The organism is Streptomyces sp. NPDC001678, from assembly GCF_042892945.1.
Lineage (GTDB): Bacteria > Actinomycetota > Actinomycetes > Streptomycetales > Streptomycetaceae > Streptomyces.
In genome coordinates this window covers 230,610-248,054 of record NZ_JBIAUP010000011.1, presented here as the reverse complement: position 1 = coordinate 248,054, position 17,445 = coordinate 230,610, and the positions used below count along the sequence as shown (strand labels likewise).

The following is a 17,445-nucleotide window of genomic DNA, read 5'->3' as shown; positions in this document are numbered from 1 at the left end:
CGCTTCGTATTTGTGTAGGTCACACAAAAGGACCACAGGCGCGGAGGCCCTTGCAGACGAGCGAGGTGACAGGCCCAAGGCCTTCTCCAGCGTGCCCCCAGCCGCTCTTGAGCGTCCTGTGCCAGGGTGGCCGGGCTGCTGCCCGGTCACCCGCATGGATGATCCCGGGAAGATCCCCGGACCCTGCCGTGTTGACGCACGCACCAGCCTTCGACTGCACAGCGACAGGAGTGGACCACCGCAATGCCCAGCACCCCCGCCACCACGGCAACCGCACAGATCGGCGTCACCGGGCTCGCCGTCATGGGCAGCAACCTCGCCCGCAACTTCGCACGCCACGGCCACACCGTCGCCGTCCACAACCGCACCGCCGCCAAGACCAAGGCCCTCATCGACGAGCACGGCCACGAAGGGAACTTCGTCCCCGCCGAGACCGCCGAGGAATTCGTCGCCGCCCTGCAGAAGCCCCGCCGCCTCATCATCATGGTCAAGGCCGGCGACCCCACCGACGCCGTCATCGAGGAGTTCGCACCCCTCCTCGAAGAAGGCGACATGATCATCGACGGCGGCAACGCCCACTTCGCCGACACCCGCCGCCGCGAGAAGAACCTCCGCGACCGCGGCATCCACTTCGTCGGCGCCGGCATCTCCGGCGGCGAGGAGGGTGCCCTCAACGGGCCGTCCATCATGCCCGGCGGGTCGGTCGAGTCCTACAAGGCCCTGGGCCCCCTCCTCGAGGACATCGCCGCCAAGGCCAAGGACGGCACCCCCTGCGCCGTCCACGTCGGCCCCGACGGCGCCGGCCACTTCGTCAAGATGGTGCACAACGGCATCGAGTACGCCGACATGCAGCTGATCGCCGAGGCCTACGACCTGCTGCGCTCGGTCGGTGGGTTCGCGCCGGAGCGGATCGCGGAGATCTTCCGGACCTGGAACGGCGGGCGGCTGGACTCGTACCTCATCGAGATCACCGCCGAGGTGCTGGCCCACAAGGACGCCGCCACCGGTCGTCCGTTCGTGGACGTCGTGGCGGACGAGGCCGAGCAGAAGGGCACCGGCCGGTGGACGGTGCAGACGGCGCTGGACCTCGGGGTGCCGGTGTCCGGGATCGCCGAGGCCGTGTTCGCCCGGTCCGTCTCCGGGCACAAGGAGCTGCGCGAGGCGGCGAACGGTCTGCCCGGTCCGTCGGCCGAGCCCCTCTCCCCCGCCGAGGCCGAGGAGTTCGCCGCACGCGTGGAGGAGGCGCTCTACGCGTCGAAGGTCGTGTCCTACGCCCAGGGCTGGAACATGATCGCCAAGGCGAGCGAGGAGTACGGCTGGGACATCGACCTGGGCGCGATGGCCGCCATCTGGCGCGGCGGCTGCATCATCCGGGCGGCCTTCCTCGACCGCATCCGCGCCGCGTTCGCGGCCGACCCCCAGCTGCCCACCCTGCTGGCGGACCGTCAGTTCGCCGAGGAGGTCGGCCGGGCCCAGGACGCGTGGCGCGAGGTCGTCGCCACCGCCGTGCGCCGCGGCGTGCCGACGCCGGGCTTCTCCGCCGCCCTGGCCTACTACGACGCGCTGCGCGCCGAGCGGCTGCCGGCCGCCCTGACCCAGGGGCAGCGGGACTTCTTCGGCGCCCACACCTACCGCCGCACCGACCGCGAGGGCTCGTTCCACACCCTCTGGAGCGGTGACCGCAGCGAGGAGCAGACCGCCTGACGGCTCCGTACGCGAGGGTGCCCCGCGGCGTTCCGGCGTCGCGGGGCACCGCTATGGTCAAGTCATGCCGGACGCGCCGCAGCACCCCCATGTCGAGACGGCCCTGCGCTATCACGAGGCCGTCGCCCGCTTCGCCACGGGCGAGGAACTCGCCCGGTTCTTCCACGAGGACGCCGTCCACCACGAGCTGCCCAACGCCCTCTTCCCCGAGGGCGTCGTGCGCGATCTGCCCGCCATCCTGGCCGCAGCGGAGCGGGGCCGCGACCTCCTCGCCGAGCAGCGCTTCGAGGTGACGGGCGCGGTCGCGGCCGGGGACCGGGTGGCCCTGGAGGTCGTCTGGTCGGGCACGCTGGCCGTGCCCCTGGGGGAGCTGCCCGCCGGGCACGTGCTGCGCGCCCACATCGCGACGTTCCTGGACTTCCGGGACGGGAGGATCGTCTCCCAGCGCAACTACGACTGCTATGAGAGGCCTTGAGTCTCGGTCGGCGAGTCTCGGTCGGCTCATTCGGGGACTTTGCTGCCCGCGTGACAGCGCACATCATGAGCGGCGTCGTTCGACACGGGAGATTTCCGCGTACGGAATCCGGGAGGTCCGATGCAGCACCGCTCACCGTCCCGCCGCACCGCCCTCAGATCCGCCCTCGGCACCGCCCTCGCCCTGGGCTGCACCGGTCTCGGCTCGGGCGCCGCGGCCGCCGTCACGACCACGAGGCAGGGAGGCGGGGTCTTCCGGGACGTACGCGCCTTCCACGGCACCTGGGAAGGGGTGTACGACGGCCGGCGGGCGCGGCTGAGGATCGTCGTCGTGCGGCAGTCCCCCGGCACCCGGCACACCCTCTATCTCACCCTCACCGACCTCGACCGGGACGAGGCCTTCACCGGCAGTCTTGAGGACGTCCCCGCGACCTCCCATCTGGCCGGCGACATCGCGCTGCGCGGCTCCGCCGCCCTCACCCTGCGCGTCCTCACCCTGCACACCCAGGACACCGACCGGCTCTCGGGGACGAGCGTGCGGGACGGCCTCGGCTTCCCCCTGTCCTTCCGCCGCTCCGGAACGGGCCCCGGCTACATACAGAACCGGCCGTTCCGCGACTACCGCGACTGGTACGCCGGGGACGGCGGCTACTCCGGCGACCTCGACGGCCGTCCCGCCGAGCTGACCGTCCGCCGCGAGGACACCCCGGAAGGCGCCTTCATCGGCTTCCGGCTGGCGGATCTCGACCGGGGCATGTCCTGGGGTACCGCCCTGCGCGAGTCCGAGGTCCGGCGATGGTCCCACGACCGGCAGCGCGACCCGCTCGGGGGCGCGATGCTGGCGCCCGCGCGGTTCCTGGACGAGCCCCTCCAGGTCGACTCCCTGTACTGGCACGGCGCGAACACCGCCTATGTCTCGGGCGCGAGCGCCGGGCCGGGCGGCCTGTGCGGGATGTCCTTCGTCCGGCGGGCCGCCCCGCCCGCGTAGGGCTCTCCGTCAGGCGCCCTCCGTCAGTCGTCGGAGCTGTCGGCCGAGCTGTCGGCGGCGCCGCCCGTCGCCGTGCCCTCCTTGATGTCGGAGATCTCCTTCGTGGCGAGGTCCGACTGCACACTGAGGTAGGTGTACGTCGGCTTCTTCTCGTCGCCCCAGGTCAGCCGGACCTTCGTCCAGGTGTGCCCGGCACCGCTGTTGTCGTAGGTGACCTGCCAGGCGCGCGGGGTGTTCTGCGCGCGGAGCACGCCGTCCGCGGCGTTCTTCCGCTCCCAGGTCTCCAGGCGTGCGCGGAACTCCTTGGTGAGGTAGTGCGCGCGCAGGGCGTTGGACAGGGTGGTGTCGGGCGTGCCCGTACGGGCGTCGACGTAGGCGCCGTAGAAGGACGCCACCCGGTCGACGACCGAGGACGTGCCGCCCTCGTGCGTCTGCGGAGCGTCCGTCCTCGGAGCGTCGTCCGCCGCCGTGGCGGCGGGACGGGTGGTGGCCCCGGCGGAGGCCGCGAAGGCGACGGCCGGGACGGTGAGCGCGGCCAGCAGGGCGAATGCCGCACCGGAGCGCCAGGTGGATCGGGTCGTACGCATGGCTCCCCCTCGGTCGCCGGGTGTCCCTGTGCGGCACCCGGGTTCTCGTATTCATCTTGTACAGCGGGCGAGTTGGCGGAACAGTTCCCTCCTGAAGCCGACACCCCGTCAGGGGTATGGAAATGGAAAGGTGTCCGCCGTATGCGCATCCCGCGAAGACCGTTCGTCGCCCTCCTCGCCGGAGTCTTCTCCTTCCTCTCCCTCCTCGCCGTCGCGCCGGCCGCCGTCGGCCATGCCCCGCCGGATCCGGTGATCTTCGTCCACGGCCGGAACGCGGGGCCGGGCGTCTGGGGCGGGATGCGCGCGGACTTCTCCCGGAACGGCTACCCGGAGGACCGGCTTTATGCGTGGTCGTACGACACGAGTCGGTCGTCGAACGAGGTATTGGCCGGCCGGTTCGCGGCCTATGTCGACGAGGTGCTGGCCCGGACCGGGGCCGCGCGCGTGGACGTCGTGGCGCACAGCCTGGGGAGTCTGCCGACCCGCTGGTACCTCGCGTTCGGCGGCGGGGCGGCGGCCGGCCGGGTCGGTCACTGGGCGTCGCTGGCCGGGCCCAACCACGGGACGTCCCTGGCCTGGGCGTGCGCGCTGTGGGACCAGGGGTGCCGCGACATGACGCCCGGCTCGTACGTGCTGAAGTCCCTCAACTCGGGCGACGAGACGCCCGGTTCCGTCCGGTACGCCACCTGGTGGTCGTCGTGCGACGAGCAGATCGCCCCGGTGGAGAGCACGGCGCTGGCGGGCGCCGTCAACACGCGTACGGCCGGGTGCCTCAAGCACAACGACCTGCTGACCGACGGCGAGGTGGCGCGGCAGCTCCGCGCGTTCCTCGCCGACGGTGTGAAGTAGCGGTCATCCCGTCGGGACCGGGGCGGCCGGCAGCGAGACGACCATCGTCAGCCCGCCCCCCGGGGTGTCCTCGGGGGTGAGCGTGCCGCCCATGGCCTCGGTCAGGCCCCGGGACAGCGCGAGGCCCAGGCCGAGGCCGGTGGTGTTGTCGGTGTCCCCGAGCCGCTGGAAGGGCGCGAAGGCCCGTTCGCGGTCGGCGGGCCGCAGGCCCGGTCCCCGGTCGACGACCCGCAGCTCCACCCGGGAGGCGAGCACGCTGGCCGCGACGGTGACCGCGCGGCCGGGCGGGGAGTGCCGGGCGGCGTTGGCCACCAGGTTGGCCAGGACGCGTTCCAGCAGGGGTGGGTCGGCGAGGACGTCGGGGACCCGCTCCAGGTCCTGGGCGGCCACCCGGCACTCCGGCGCCTCCGGCAGGCTGTCCAGGGCCAGGGGCAGGACCTCGACGAGGGCGGTGGGGCGCAGGCTCAGGGTCAGGGCGCCCGCCTGGAGGCGGCTCATGTCGAGGAGGTTGTCGACGAGCCGGTTGAGCTTGGCCATCGACTCGTCGGCGGTGGCCAGCAGTTCCTCGCGGTCCTCGGGCGAGAAGTCGACCTCCCGGCTGCGCAGGGAACTGACGGCGGCCCAGCCGCTGGCGAGCGGGGTGCGCAGGTCGTGGCTGACGGCGGCCAGGAGGGCGGTGCGCATCCGGTCGGCGGCCCGCACCGGCTCGATCTCGGCCGCCGCCTCGGCCAGCCGGGCGCGCTCCACGGCGGCCGTCAGATGGGCGGCGAAGGCGGCGAGCACCCGGCGGTCGGAGGCGGGCAGCGCCCGGCCGCGCAGGACGAGTTCGGCGTCCTCCCCTATCGGCGTCCTGATCTCCTCGGTCGTGGCGCGCCCGGACCCGTCGCGGGCCACCGCCTCGCGTGACCCCGCCTCCCGTGACCCCGCCTCCCGTGTCACCGCCTCCCGGGCCGCGCCCGGGGCGGCCTCGCGGTCGCGGGCCCGGGGGCGCAGCTCGGCCGACTCCATGCCGAAGGTCCGGCGGGTGCGCTCCAGCAGGTCGGGGACTTCCTGTTCGCCCCGGAGGATGCCGCCGGCCAGTGAGGAGAGCGTCTCGGCCGCGGCGGTGGCGCTCGCGGCGCGGCGGCTCAGGCGCAGCGAGCGGTCCACGACGGTCGCGACCGTGCCGGCGACGAGGGCGAAGACGACGAGCGCGAGGATGTTGTTGGCGCCGTGGATCGTGAACTGCCCGGCCGGCGGGATGAAGTAGTAGTTGAGCAGGAGCGAGGCCGTCAGGGAGGCCAGCAGCGCGGAGAGCACCCCGCCGATGCAGGCGACTCCGACGACGGCGACGAGGAAGAGCAGGGCCTCGCTGGTCAGGTTGAGGCCGAGGGCCTCGGCGGCCGCGTCCTCGCGCAGGATCGCGGTCAGCAGGAAGGGCAGGAGGAGCCCGGCCACGGGTCCGCAGATCCGGCGGACGCGGGAGAGACCGCTGCCCGGGACGGGCAGCCCGCGTCCCCGGCCGGCGCGCTCGTGGGTGACGATGTGGACGTCGATGTCGCCGGACATCTCGACGACGCTGTCGCCCACGCCGCGCGCGGCGAGAACGCGGGCCGGCCAGCCGCGGCGGCTGACGCCGACGACGAGCTGGGTGGCGTTCTCGGCGCGGGCGAAGTCCAGCAGGGCCGCGGGCACTTGGTCTCCGACGACCGTGTGGTACGTGCCGCCGAGGCTCTCCACGAGCCGGCGCTGCCGGGCCAGCGCGTCGGGCGAGGCGCCGGCGAGCCCGTCGCTGCGGGTGACGTGCACGGCCAGCAGGTCGCCGCCGGAGGAGCGGGCGGCGATCCGGGCGGCCCGGCGGATGAGGGTGTCGCCCTCGGGGCCGCCGGTGAGCGCGACGACGACGCGTTCGCGGGTCTCCCAGACGCCGCCGATGCCGTGCTCGGCGCGGTAGCGCTGGAGGGTCTCGTCGACGCGCTCGGCGAGCCACAGCAGGGCCAGCTCGCGCAGGGCGGTGAGGTTGCCGACGCGGAAGTAGTGCGAGAGCGCCGCGTCGATCTTCTCGGGGGCGTAGATGTTGCCGTGGGCCATGCGGCGGCGCAGCGCCTCGGGGGCCATGTCGACGAGCTCGATCTGGTGGGCGCGGCGTACGACGTCGTCCGGCACGGTCTCCCGCTGCGGCACGCCGGTGATCTTCTCGACGACGTCGCTGAGTGATTCCAGGTGCTGGATGTTGACGGTGGTCATCACGTCGATTCCCGCGGCGAGCAGTTCCTCGACGTCCTGCCAGCGCTTGGTGTTGCCGGTGCCGGGCACGTTGGTGTGGGCGAGTTCGTCGATGAGGGCCACGGCGGGGCGGCGGGCGAGCACGGCGGCGAGGTCGAGTTCGGTGAACTCCATGCCCCGGTAGTCCCGGTGCAGTCGCGGCAGCACCTCCAGCCCCTCGAGCATCTCCTCGGTGTGCGGGCGGTGGTGGCAATCGGCGTAGGCCACCACGACATCGGTGCCGCGCAGGGCGCGGCGCCATCCTTCGTCCAGCATGCGGTACGTCTTGCCGACTCCGGGGGCAGCGCCGAGGAAGACCTTCAGTCTGCCGGGTCGGGTGCCCGGAGTGTCAGGCGGAGCGCTGGCCTGGGCCATGGGTGTTCCTTCTGTCGGGGGCGAGGCGGATCGCCCGGTGTGGAGGGGTACATGGCCATCGTCGGCCGATCCGGCCCGTGGGCGGCGGTGCGGGGGCCGACGTTGACACGTTCCTGACTTCGGCAGGTCACGGGCGGGACGGGGGACTCGGGGAACCCGGTAGATTTCTCCCGGGAGTGCCGGGAAGCCTGGTCGGCGGCAGTGCGGCGCGAGCCGCTCCACCGCGTCGACGGGAAGCCTCACGTGACCGCTCTGACCGCCGTACTCCTCCTTGTCTCCTTCGCCACTCTCATCGCCACGGGCGCCCGGCACTGGCGGGTCCCGGCGCCGTCGCTGCTGGTCGTCGGCGGGGTGCTGATCGGGCTGCTGCCCTGGGTGCCCGATATCCGGATCGCCCCGGAGACGATCAGCGTCGTGGTGCTGCCGCCCCTGCTGTTCGCCTCGGCCGAGGAGATACCGTGGCGCGAACTGCGGCTGGTGTGGCGGCCGGTGACCGTGCTGGCCTTCGGGCTGGTGCTGGCCACCGCGGCGGCCGTGGGCGTGGTCGCCTCCGCCGTCACCCCGCTCAGCGGCACGACGGCCTTCGTCCTCGGCGCGGTGCTGGCCAGTACGGACCCGGTGGCGGTCACGGCGCTGGGGCGCCGGCTGTCGCTGCCGCCGCGCGTACAGGTGATGGTGCAGGCGGAGAGCCTGTTCAACGACGCCACGTCGCTGGTGCTGTTCAAGGTCGCCGTCGCCACGGCCGTGACCACGGGCGCGCTCTCCCCGGCGGCGACGGGCGGCGCGTTCCTGGCCCTGGGCGGGGGCGGTGTGCTGGTCGGCGGCGCGGTGGCGGGGGCCGCGGCGCTGATCCGGCGGCGCACGGCCGATCCGGTGCTGGAGACGGTGATCGCGCTGGTGACGCCGTACGCGGCGTATGTGCTCGCCGAGGACCTGGGGGCCTCCGGGGTCACCGCGGTGGTGGTGGCGGGCGTGGTGCTGGGGAGCACCGGCCACCGGCTGACGAACGCGACCGTCCGGCTCCAGGTGCACGCCGTCTACGGCACGGTGGTCTTCCTGCTGGAGAGCGTGGTCTTCGCCGTCATCGGGCTGGAGCTGCCGGCGCTCGTCCACGAGCTGGGCTCCGCCGGGGACGACTGGCCGCTGGGGGTGCTGGCGGTGGCCGGCACGGTCCTGATGACGCGGCTGCTCGGGGTGGTTCCGCTGTCCGTGCTGACGCAGCGCCGGCGGGGCGACGGGCGGGTGTCCTGGCGCGTCCCGGCGGTGGTGTCGTGGGCGGGGACGCGGGGGGTGATGCCGCTGGCCGCCGCGCTGTCGATCCCCCTCACGGTGGAGGGCGGCGCGCCGCTGCCGCACCGTCCGCTGCTCCTGGTGCTCACGACGGGCGTCGTCGTCCTCACGCTCGTCCTCCAGGGTTTCACCCTGGCCCCGGTGGTCCGCTGGTCCGGCATCGCGCTGGAGCCCGAGCACACCGCCCACGAGGAGGCCCGCTGCCGGGCCGCGCTGGCCAAGGCGGGGCTGGACTGCCTCGATGAGCTGGAGTCCTTGGAGGCGGCCTCGACGACCGTCATCGACCAGCTGCGGCGGGGGTTGCTGGCGCGGCTGGACCAGGCGGACGCGGATCACGCGGACGACGCCGCCTCCGCTCTCTCGGCCACCGATTACCGCGAGCTGCGGCGGGCGGTGATAGCGGCGGAGAGCGCGGAGCTGCGGCGGTTGTACGAGGGGAACCGGATAAGCGATATGACGCGGAGGCGGTTGCAGCGGTCGTTGGACCTGGAGGAGGCGGGGTTGGGTGAGTGAGCCCCAGCCCCGCCCTTTCACCGTTTCCGAGGGGGCTCCGCCCCCTCGGACCCCCGGGTGGCGGCTACTGCCGGCCGTCGATCACCGAGCGGAGCTTGCCCGTCGTCGCCGTACGGACGAGGTCCGCGGTCTCGACCGCCTCGACGTCGACGTCGAGCAGCCACTCCTCCACCGCCGAGCGGAGCTCCGGGTAGCCGGCCAGCAGGGCCGCCCGCAGGGCGGACGGGTCGGCCGAGCGCTCCACGCGCACCGTGAGGCGCTCGCGTGCCGTGCCGTTCTCGACGAGGACCTGGAGTTCCCCGGCGTAGCCGAGGTCCTCCTCGGCGATGGTCACGAACCGCCGGTGGTTGAGGAAGTACGTCGCGACGCGCATCACGTCGCCCAGCCTGCCCAGCAGTTCGAAGCGCGGGGCGTGGTTGCCGCAGGGGCAGCGGCCGGGGACGGCGCGGCCGAGGTCGCCGATGACGTAGCGGTCGAGGCGCTGGCCGCGCCGGGCGTGGGTGGTGAAGACGAGGCGGCCGGTCTCCCCCGGTGCCACGGGCCGGTCGGCGTCGACGTCGAGGATCTCCAGGGTGTGGAGGTCGGCGTGGAGGTGGTGGACTCCGCCCGCGCTTTCCACGCACTGGTAGCCGAGCGGGCCGAGGTCCGTGCTGCCGTAGGTGATGGAGCGGATGGTCTCGATGCCGAAGGTCTCGGCGAGCACGCGGCGCTGCTCGGCCGTGAAGTGCTCCCCGCCGTAGAAGATCTTGCGGATGCCGCCGTAGGAGCGCAGCAGGTCGCTCTGGTCGTGGAGGAGCTGCCAGAGGTAGGAGGGCATGCCGAAGAGGGTGTCCGCCTCGTGGGCGACCAGGGCCTCGGCGGTGGCGCGGTGGTCGGGGCCGGCCGCGATGGGCATCTGGGTGCCGCCCAGCCGCTCCAGGATGGAGAAGAAGCTGATGAAGCCGCCGTACATGCCGCCGCAGTAGAAGAGGTTGGCGGTGCGGTCGTGCTTCGGGTCGTACCCGGCGGCGAGGAGGCCGCGGGCGGCGGCGCGCATCTGGGTGTCGTAGTCGTCGTAGGTGAACAGGGACAGGGCGGGGGTGCCGGTGCTGCCGCCGCTGCGGAAATACAGCTCGGCGTCGCGCCGGTCGACGGAGCCGTTGAGTTCCTGCACGGCGGCCTTGTCCAGCAGCGGCCCGGTGGGCGTGGGGAGCGCGGTCGGGCGGACCAGGTCGTCGAGGCAGGCGACGGTGGCGAAGCGCTCGTCGGCCTGGACGGCGACGCGGCGGCTGTAGCGCTGGAGCGCGTAGACGCCGTCGTGGGGCTCGCCCGCGTAGCTGCCCAGCATGGAGCCGACGGGCGTGACGCGGGTGGCGCCGGCGGCCAGGGCGAGGCGGGAGAGCTCCGCGACATCGGCGCGGGTGCCCGCGATGCCGGCGGTCTGGAGGTAGCGGCGCATGGGGCGCAGCGTGGCGAGCATCCGTTCCCGGGGCAGGGGCTTGACCCAGACGCTGCGGTGCAGCGGGGAGGCGGTGAGCGCGGGGCGGGTGTCGGCCATGACGCGCCAGGAGCCGTCGGGGGCCGTGTGGACGCGGGTGAGGCCGAGGTGTTCCTCGAGGCGGGCGATGAGCTCGGTGGTGGTGAGCTCGGCCTGTTCGGCGGTGTCCAGTTCGTCGCCGGACGGGCCGGGGGGCGCGGCGGCGAGGGCGGCGGCGAGGCGTTCGGCGAAGGCGAAGACGTCCTTGTCGTCGTCGGTGTCGAGGTAGACGACCTGGGGGCTGGAGCATGCCTGCTGCTCCAGCAGGCAGACGTCGGCGGCGAGGGCGGTCAGGGTCGCCTCGTCCTGCCAGGCGTCGGGGGCGAGGTAGGCGAAGGAGATCTTGTGGCCCCACTCCACCAGGCGGCAGCCGGGCGGCACGTGGGCGGCCACGCCCTCGACGGCGGTCTCGCCGCCCCAGACGGCGACGGCGTCGGCGGGCGCGCACATCAGGCGCAGCCACTCCTGGCGGGAGGAGGGGAAGCGCAGCACGATGACGCGCCGGGCGATGGCCCCGCTCTCGTCCAGGGCCGCCAGTTCGGCGAGGAGGTGCTGGGCTAGGAGGGTGTCGGCGCCGGAGGTCTTGAGGATGTTGACGTTGCCGGCCAGCAGTCCTTCGACGAGGCTCAGGGGCGCGACGGAGGCGGCGTTGCCGGGGGCGATGTGGGCGACGAGGCCGACGGGCGCCCAGGCCTCGTAGACGGTGTCCTTGGCGTCGGGGCGGTTCAGCCGCTGGGGGGCGGTGCCGCCGAGTTCGCTGCGGAGCTTGCGGGTGAGTTCCGCGCGGCCGAGGAACGCGCCGAGTTCGGTGAGGAGGGTGCCGTCCTCGCCCTCGGGCAGGTGGGCGGCGAGCCGGGCGTGCGTGGGGTGGGCGGGGTCGAGGAGGGCGGTGGACAGCGCGTCGCAGGCGGCGAGGACGGTCTCGGTGTCCAGGGGTTCGGCGAGCGCGGCCCCGACGGCGGTGGGCAGTTCGGCGAGGCGCCGGCCGGCCTCCTCGTCGTCGATGAAGGTGCCCTGCCAGTAGTGCGGGTTGGTCTCGGTCGTCACGACATGCCCTTCATCAGTTCGGCGGCGGCCACCGCGCAGCTCTTGTTGCGGCTCACTCCGGCGCGGCCGTGGATGGTGAACCAGTCGGTGTCCAGGTCGCAGCCGCACTCGCTGCCGGGGTGGAGGGAGGCGAGGTCGCCCATGACGACGCTCTGCGCGGGGACGGAGGTGATGTAGGGGGAGACCAGGTGGAGGTAGCCCTGCTCGCCGTATCCGAGCGGCTCCAGCGTGCGGGTGGAGCGGATGAACACGCGGGACCAGACGGGCGCGTGGAGGTTGTGGTGCGAGCACTCGATGTAGGGGACGCAGTGCTCGACGGAGCCGAAGGTGTCGCGGATCCGCTCGGAGGGGACGCCGAGCTGTTCGGTGACGCGGGCGTACAGCTCGTGTTTGCCGATCTGCTGGTCGGTGTGGCCCTTCCAGCCGCCGCCGAGGACGATCAGGGAGCCCTCGGGGAGGTTCAGGGGCGGCAGGCCCATGGCCCGCATCCGCTCCAGGGTGAACCAGAGGAACGCGGGGAAGCCCAGGATGCGGACGGGTACGTCCTCCTCGGCGTAGCGGAGCAGCGCGGCGACGCAGCCGAAGGGGTCGAACTCGTGGCCGCCGCCGGTGTGGCGCAGGGCGTACTCGATGCTGCGGGCGGGAGCGAAGTCGCAGAGGTAGTTGTCGGTGAAGGAGGTGCCGAGCTTGAGGTCGGGGGCGGGCTCGTAGCTGTAGAGGAGGTAGTTGACGGGCTGGTCGGGGGTGATCCAGCCGTTGCGCTCGAAGATCCGGGCGACCATGCGCTGGGCGGAGCGGATGGTCCACTCGTCGAAGAACATCTGCGACTTCTGCCCGGTGGTGCCGGACGAGGTGAGGTGGAGGTGGACGTCGTCGCGCGGGATCGACAGCACCTCGTGGCGCTTGAAGAAGTTCGCGTGCACCAGGGGCGCGCGGTAGGGCTCCTCGGGGGCGGTCCCCTCGTACAGCGAGCGGAAGAACGGGGAGCGTTCGGTGTGCCAGGCGTGGCTCTCGGCCATGGCGGCGGCGAAGAGCTCCTCCTCGGCGGGGCCCGAGGCATAGGGGTCGGTCAGGTCGCACAGGCGCTGGACGTGCGGCAGCAGCGCCGGGTCGGGGACGTCGACGGGTGCGAGATGGGGATTGACGGGTGTCATGAGGCAACCTCAAGAGTGGGGAGGTAGGTCGACGCCCAGGCCGCCGCGTAGGCGTCCAGGAACGGCTGGAGGGGCGCGTCGACGACCACTTCACGGAAGTCGATCTGTTCGGCGGTGCGGGACATCACGACGTAGTCGTGGAAGCCGTCGCCGTCGGGCTGCGGGCGCATGGCCGGGTAGAGGGCGCTGGGGATGAAGCCCTGGGCGAGGAAGGCCGAGAGCGCTCCGTGCTCGGAGAGCGGCACCAGCGCCTCCACGTAACCGGCGCCCGCGCGGGTGAGGGTCCGGGTGATGGGCTCCAGGTAATCGGCGGCCGCGGCCGGGTCGGGCGCGGCGGCGATCAGGGAGCAGTAGCGTCCGGTGCGGTTGAGGTAGGCGTAGACCTCGAAGCTGTCGTCGTCGGACGCCAGCAGCGCGTTGGGGGTGTGCAGCGGGTAGAACCAGCGCTCGTTGTCGGGGAAGCGCTCGTGGAAGCGGCGGCGGACGAACGAGGGTGCCTCGATCATCTCCAGCCGGGCCGCCGTCGTGGGGCGGGCGGGCACTGTCTTCGGGGCGGTGAAGCGGGTGTGCCCGTAGTCGGTGCCGAGGCTCGCGCCGACGGCGCGCAGGAGGGGCGCGAGCGGTGCGGGGACCTCGGCGACGGCCAGCCGCCGGTCCAGCACTCCCGGCGAGTGACGCGCGTAGAGTGCGAGGCTTTCACGGCTGTCGAGGTCGACGGCGTTGGGCAGGACGCCCATGGGGCGGAAGCCGTTGCGGGACACGACGCGCTGGGGGCCGGCGCTGACGGTGCGGACCGTGGCGTAGACGGAGTCCAGGCGTCCGGTGTCCAGCATCCGCCGGCACAGCTCGTCGGTCAGGGCGTGGGCGAGGCCGCCGGAGCGGCGCTCGGGGTGGACGGCGAGCCCTTCCAGCCGGCCGACGCGGCTGCCGGCCTCGCCGTGGATGGCCGCCGACGCGGCGAGCCCGCCGGAGCCGGGGTGCCGGGCGACCAGCCAGAGGGTGTGCGGGTCGGCGATGAGCCGGGACATCTCGGCGGGGTCGGTGCCCAGGGCGGTGGGGTAGTGCGGGCCGTAGACGGCGTAGTAGAGCTGGCGCAGTTCGGCGATGTCGGCGGGCGTGGCCCGGTCGATCGTGGCGGTCATCGCTGTCCTCCGGTGGCCACGGGCTCGGTCGGGTGGGCCTGCGGGTCCTGGACGTCCGCGTCGTCCCGCTGTCCGGTGTCCGGGTCGTGCTGTCCGGTGCCCGGGTCGCGCAGCAGGGCCAGCGCGCAGGCCGCGGGCAGGAGTCCGGCCGCCTGGATCAGGCACAGGGTCTGCGGGGAGAGCCGGTCGCCCAGCAGGCCGAACAGCAGCGAGGCCAGGGGGAAGGTCGCCCCGAGCACGGCCTGCATCACGGCGAAGAAGCCCGGCTTGTCGGCGGTGGGGACGAGCCGCTGGAACAGCGCCACGAACCGCACCCCGATGACGCCGACGCACCAGCCCGCGACGACCAGGCAACCCGCGAAGACGAACCGTCCCGTGAACAGGCCGGGGGCGGCCAGGGCCAGGGCCATCAGGGCCAGCAGCCACGCGCCGAGGGCGGTGGGCCGGCCGGGGACGCGGGCGCCGGTGAACGAGCCGATCAGCGTGCCCACGCCCAGCGACGCCTCCAGCAGGGCGACGGTGGAACCGCCGTCCGCCAGGACGGACTTGGTGTACAGCGGGATGATGACGAAGACGGCGGTGGTGAAGAGGTTGGCCGCGGTGAAGCAGAGCAGGATCCGGCGGACGAACGGCAGCCCGGCCAGAATCCCCCGCAGCGACCGCCGGCCGCCGGCTTCTTCGACGCCCGTCTCGGCACTGTCGTCCGCGCCGGGCGCGGCCGGGGTGCGGAACCGTACGGTCGTGATCAGCCCGGCCGCCACGAGATAGGCGCTCGCGCAGCCGACGGCGAGGCCCGCCACTCCGGCGCCGTCGACGATCAGGGCGCCCATGAGCGCTCCGCCGAGGCTCGCCAGCGACTGGGTGGACATCTCGAAGCCGGTGGCGGCCTCGATGTCCTCGTCGTCGACGAGTTCGGGCACGGAGGTGGTCAGGCACGGGTCGAAGAAGGCCTGGCAGGCGGCCAGGGCCAGGGTCGCGGCGTAGGCGGCGGCGAGCGGCAGCCCGCCGGCGTACGCCCAGCCGGCGAGGGCCGCGGCGGCGACGCCCGCTCCCCCGGCCGCCGCGCGCAGCACGGAACGGTGCGCGAAGCGGGCGACGGTCCGGGCGACGACGGGCGCGAGCGCCACGGCGGGCAGCGTGCTGACGGCCATGAACAGCCCGGAGGCGAGGCCGCGTCCGTCGGCGACGGCGTAGGCGATCAGCCACCAGGAGACGCCGACCTGGAACATCCTTACGGCGGCCTGGGTGAGCACCTGGGCCAGCCAGACCGTGCCGAAGGCGCGGTTGCGCAGGACGAGGGGCGGGCGGCGGCCCTCGTCCGTGGTCACGGCGGTCATGCGGTGGGCCTCTCGTCGATGACCCGGACGAGCTTGCCCGAGCGGGAGTTGACGACGAGGTCGCTGTGGCGGGCCCACTCCACGGTCAGGGGGTGGACGAAGCCGGCGGCCACGCTGTCGGGGTAGAGCGGGCGGACGGTGTTCAGCCGCTCGACGACGGCCTCGGCGAGGGGTTCCAGGCCCGTGGGGTCGTCGTCGCCGGGGGCGGTGGCCAGGCGCAGCACCAGGCCGTCGCGGCCGTCCCGGCGGCGCACCACGAGCTGAGTGCCCGTCACCCGGCCGTCGGTGTCCGCCTCGGCGACGGCGTCGAGCGCGTCCTGCGAGTAGAGGGAGACGGGGCCGACGCGGACGCCCTCCTCGGCGCGGCCGAGGATGCGGAAGTGCCCGGCCTCGGTGTCCGTCCATTCGGCGCGGTCGCCGGCGGGGAAGCGGATGACGGGCATGAGGCGGCGGAAGAGCTGGGTCACCACGACGCGGCCGGGGCGGCCGATCTCGTGGATGGGCTCCCCGGTGGTCTCGTCGAGGATCTCGACGATCGTGTGCGGGGTGAAGGCGCGGTGCACCCGGGGGTCGGGGCCGGGTACGGGGCTGCCGAGGAGGCCGGCGTCGACGCTGGCGTAGCCGAGGGAGCGCGGTTCGGCGTTGGGGAAGGCGGTGGCGAGCAGCCGCCGCTGGTCGGAGAAGAGGGCTTCTCCGCCGAAGAACAGCAGTTCCACCGCCGGGAGCTGACGGCCCGTGGCGATCAGGTGCTCGGCCAGCCGGCACAGGGTGGTCGGGGTGCCCGCCACCACCTGGGCGCCGAGGTCCTCGAGGGTGGGGACGGTGGTCTCCAGCGGCGCGCCGCCGCCGATGGGCAGCCGGACGTTGTCGACGGGCGCGTGGGCGAGGGAGTCCAGGACGAACAGGAAGCTGGCGTAGAGCTCGCCCGCGTAGAAGAGGTCGGCGACCCGGTGGCCGGGGCGCAGCCCCGCCTCGACGAGGCCCCCGCCGAAGGCGGTGACGAAGTCGCGCCACTCCTCGCGGGTGAAGCAGGAGAACTTGGGGGCGCCGGTGGTGCCGCCGGTCTTGTAGACGACGGCTTCGCCCAGGGGCGCGGTCAGCACCCGGTTGTCGTCGAGGGTGTTGGCCGCCCAGAAGGCGCTCTGGTCCACGATGGGCAGGTCGGTCAGGTGCTGGACGTCCGGTGGGACGTCGGCGTAGAGCTCCGCGTAGAAGGGTGAGTTCCGGCGGGTGAAACGTATGAGGTCCGATAGCGGGTGAACGGACATGCGGCCTTTGCCTAGGTGATACGGACGGGGGTGTGTCCCGGGCACGGCGAAGGCGCGGCGGGGGCTGTGATGCGCTCGCCACGTGCCGGTGCCGGTTGTTCCGCGAGAGGCGCGCGTTACCGCTCTCGGCGTCGCTCCGGCGTCGGTGTCTGACGCTCGGTCACGAGGGAACGCCGTAGAACATATCGCAGAATCACCCCTCCGCTCACCACATGTCAGGTGGACGTGGCGTAAAACCTCTGTTTCTTTTGTTGAAAGCCGTTCTGACCGGACTTCTTATGGCGGGCGGCGCCCTACGCCCCCAGGCCGGCGTCCCGGGCCAGCAGGGCGGCCTGCACCCGGTTCTCACAGCCCAGTTTGGCGAGGATCCGGCTGACGTACGTCTTCACGGTGGCCTCGCTCATATGGATCCTGCGCCCGGCGTCGGCGTTGGACAGCCCCTCGCCGAGCAGGGCCAGCACCTCGCGCTCGCGTTCGCTGAGCTCCGCCACGCGCCGCCGGGCCTCCTCGCCCCGGGCGGCCACGGGGCCGGCGGCCAGCGAGTCGGCCACGTGCCGGGTCGCCGCGGGGGAGAGATAGGCGGCTCCCGCCGCTGCCGCCCGGACGGCCCCGATCAGCTCGCCCGGCGCCGAGTCCTTCAGCAGGAAGCCGGCCCCGCCCTGGCGCAGCGCGCGCAGGACGTTGTCGGGCTCGCCGAAGGTGGTGAGGATCAGCGCCCGGACGCCGGGGGCGTGGCGGCCCAGCTCGCCGAGGGCCGTCAGGCCGTCGAGGACCGGCATCTGGATGTCGAGCAGCGCGACGTCCACCCGGTGCCGCCGGGCCAGGTCGACGGCCTCCCGTCCGTTCACCGCCTCCGCCACGACCTCGATGTCGTCGGCGGATGTGAGGATCATCCTGATGCCGGCCCTGATGAGCGGCTCGTCATCGGCGATGAGGACGCGGATCACCGGTGTCTTC

At 73.3% G+C, this 17,445-nt stretch carries 13 protein-coding genes; 5 read left to right on the top strand and 8 right to left on the bottom strand.

Annotated elements, in window-relative coordinates; all coding sequences use genetic code 11:
- Positions 1 to 243: 243 nt before the first annotated feature.
- The 3 genes from gndA (at position 244) to ACFYZR_RS23550 (ending at position 3,166) form a co-directional block, all read left to right on the top strand.
- Entirely contained in the window at positions 244 to 1,704 is a 1,461-nt protein-coding gene (gene gndA, locus ACFYZR_RS23560) for an NADP-dependent phosphogluconate dehydrogenase (protein WP_391913334.1), read from the top strand.
- Positions 1,705 to 1,768: 64 nt separating this feature from the next.
- Complete coding sequence (locus ACFYZR_RS23555; RefSeq protein WP_391913332.1) at positions 1,769 to 2,179, top strand: nuclear transport factor 2 family protein; 411 nt, start codon at positions 1,769 to 1,771, stop codon at positions 2,177 to 2,179.
- Between the two features lie 120 nt (positions 2,180 to 2,299).
- Positions 2,300 to 3,166, top strand: a complete 867-nt coding sequence (locus ACFYZR_RS23550; RefSeq protein WP_391913330.1) for a hypothetical protein — start codon at positions 2,300 to 2,302, stop codon at positions 3,164 to 3,166.
- Between the two features lie 23 nt (positions 3,167 to 3,189).
- Here the strand turns inward: ACFYZR_RS23550 and ACFYZR_RS23545 are convergent, their stop codons facing one another.
- Positions 3,190 to 3,753, bottom strand: a complete 564-nt coding sequence (locus ACFYZR_RS23545; protein WP_391913328.1) for a hypothetical protein — start codon at positions 3,751 to 3,753, stop codon at positions 3,190 to 3,192.
- 141 nt (positions 3,754 to 3,894) lie between these two features.
- Between ACFYZR_RS23545 and ACFYZR_RS23540 the strand changes: the two genes are divergently transcribed.
- Positions 3,895 to 4,602 carry an esterase/lipase family protein gene (locus ACFYZR_RS23540; protein WP_391913326.1) on the top strand — a complete coding sequence of 236 codons (708 nt, stop codon included), beginning with the start codon at positions 3,895 to 3,897 and terminating at the stop codon, positions 4,600 to 4,602.
- A 3-nt stretch (positions 4,603 to 4,605) separates the two neighbouring features.
- Here the strand turns inward: ACFYZR_RS23540 and ACFYZR_RS23535 are convergent, their stop codons facing one another.
- Entirely contained in the window at positions 4,606 to 7,221 is a 2,616-nt protein-coding gene (locus tag ACFYZR_RS23535; protein ID WP_391913324.1) for an ATP-binding protein, read from the bottom strand.
- Positions 7,222 to 7,464: 243 nt separating this feature from the next.
- Here ACFYZR_RS23535 and ACFYZR_RS23530 point away from each other — a divergent pair, with 243 nt between their 5' ends.
- Complete coding sequence (locus ACFYZR_RS23530) at positions 7,465 to 9,024, top strand: Na+/H+ antiporter (protein ID WP_391913322.1); 1,560 nt, start codon at positions 7,465 to 7,467, stop codon at positions 9,022 to 9,024.
- Between the two features lie 64 nt (positions 9,025 to 9,088).
- Here ACFYZR_RS23530 and ACFYZR_RS23525 read toward each other — a convergent pair whose 3' ends face one another.
- The 6 genes from ACFYZR_RS23525 to ACFYZR_RS23500 form a co-directional block, all read right to left on the bottom strand.
- On the bottom strand, positions 9,089 to 11,587 hold the full coding sequence (locus ACFYZR_RS23525; protein ID WP_391913320.1) for an acyl-CoA reductase: 2,499 nt from the start codon (positions 11,585 to 11,587) through the stop codon (positions 9,089 to 9,091).
- The gene (locus tag ACFYZR_RS23520) at positions 11,584 to 12,741 is read right to left on the bottom strand and encodes an acyl-protein synthase (protein ID WP_391913318.1); all 1,158 of its coding nucleotides are present in this window, start codon (positions 12,739 to 12,741) and stop codon (positions 11,584 to 11,586) included. The genes ACFYZR_RS23525 and ACFYZR_RS23520 overlap by 4 nt, the downstream gene beginning before the upstream one ends.
- Positions 12,738 to 13,883, bottom strand: a complete 1,146-nt coding sequence (locus tag ACFYZR_RS23515; protein ID WP_391913316.1) for a GNAT family N-acetyltransferase — start codon at positions 13,881 to 13,883, stop codon at positions 12,738 to 12,740. The genes ACFYZR_RS23520 and ACFYZR_RS23515 overlap by 4 nt, the downstream gene beginning before the upstream one ends.
- Positions 13,880 to 15,220 (bottom strand): MFS transporter, encoded by a 1,341-nt coding sequence (locus tag ACFYZR_RS23510; protein WP_391913314.1) that lies wholly within the window; start codon positions 15,218 to 15,220, stop codon positions 13,880 to 13,882. Before ACFYZR_RS23510 ends, ACFYZR_RS23515 begins: the two co-directional genes overlap by 4 nt.
- On the bottom strand, positions 15,217 to 16,488 hold the full coding sequence (locus ACFYZR_RS23505) for a phenylacetate--CoA ligase family protein (RefSeq protein ID WP_391913312.1): 1,272 nt from the start codon (positions 16,486 to 16,488) through the stop codon (positions 15,217 to 15,219). The genes ACFYZR_RS23510 and ACFYZR_RS23505 overlap by 4 nt, the downstream gene beginning before the upstream one ends.
- 293 nt (positions 16,489 to 16,781) lie before the next feature.
- The gene (locus tag ACFYZR_RS23500; protein WP_391913310.1) at positions 16,782 to 17,435 is read right to left on the bottom strand and encodes a response regulator; all 654 of its coding nucleotides are present in this window, start codon (positions 17,433 to 17,435) and stop codon (positions 16,782 to 16,784) included.
- Positions 17,436 to 17,445 lie beyond the last annotated feature (10 nt).

Coding starts and splice junctions, on each gene's coding strand:
- ACFYZR_RS23550 (WP_391913330.1), top strand. CDS start 2,300: ATGCAGCACCGCTCACCGTCCCGCCGCACCGCCCTCAGATCCGCCCTC.
- ACFYZR_RS23515 (WP_391913316.1), bottom strand. CDS start 13,883: ATGACCGCCACGATCGACCGGGCCACGCCCGCCGACATCGCCGAACTG.
- ACFYZR_RS23520 (WP_391913318.1), bottom strand. CDS start 12,741: ATGACACCCGTCAATCCCCATCTCGCACCCGTCGACGTCCCCGACCCG.
- ACFYZR_RS23540 (WP_391913326.1), top strand. CDS start 3,895: ATGCGCATCCCGCGAAGACCGTTCGTCGCCCTCCTCGCCGGAGTCTTC.
- gndA (WP_391913334.1), top strand. CDS start 244: ATGCCCAGCACCCCCGCCACCACGGCAACCGCACAGATCGGCGTCACC.
- ACFYZR_RS23535 (WP_391913324.1), bottom strand. CDS start 7,221: ATGGCCCAGGCCAGCGCTCCGCCTGACACTCCGGGCACCCGACCCGGC.
- ACFYZR_RS23545 (WP_391913328.1), bottom strand. CDS start 3,753: ATGCGTACGACCCGATCCACCTGGCGCTCCGGTGCGGCATTCGCCCTG.
- ACFYZR_RS23505 (WP_391913312.1), bottom strand. CDS start 16,488: ATGTCCGTTCACCCGCTATCGGACCTCATACGTTTCACCCGCCGGAAC.
- ACFYZR_RS23510 (WP_391913314.1), bottom strand. CDS start 15,220: ATGACCGCCGTGACCACGGACGAGGGCCGCCGCCCGCCCCTCGTCCTG.
- ACFYZR_RS23555 (WP_391913332.1), top strand. CDS start 1,769: ATGCCGGACGCGCCGCAGCACCCCCATGTCGAGACGGCCCTGCGCTAT.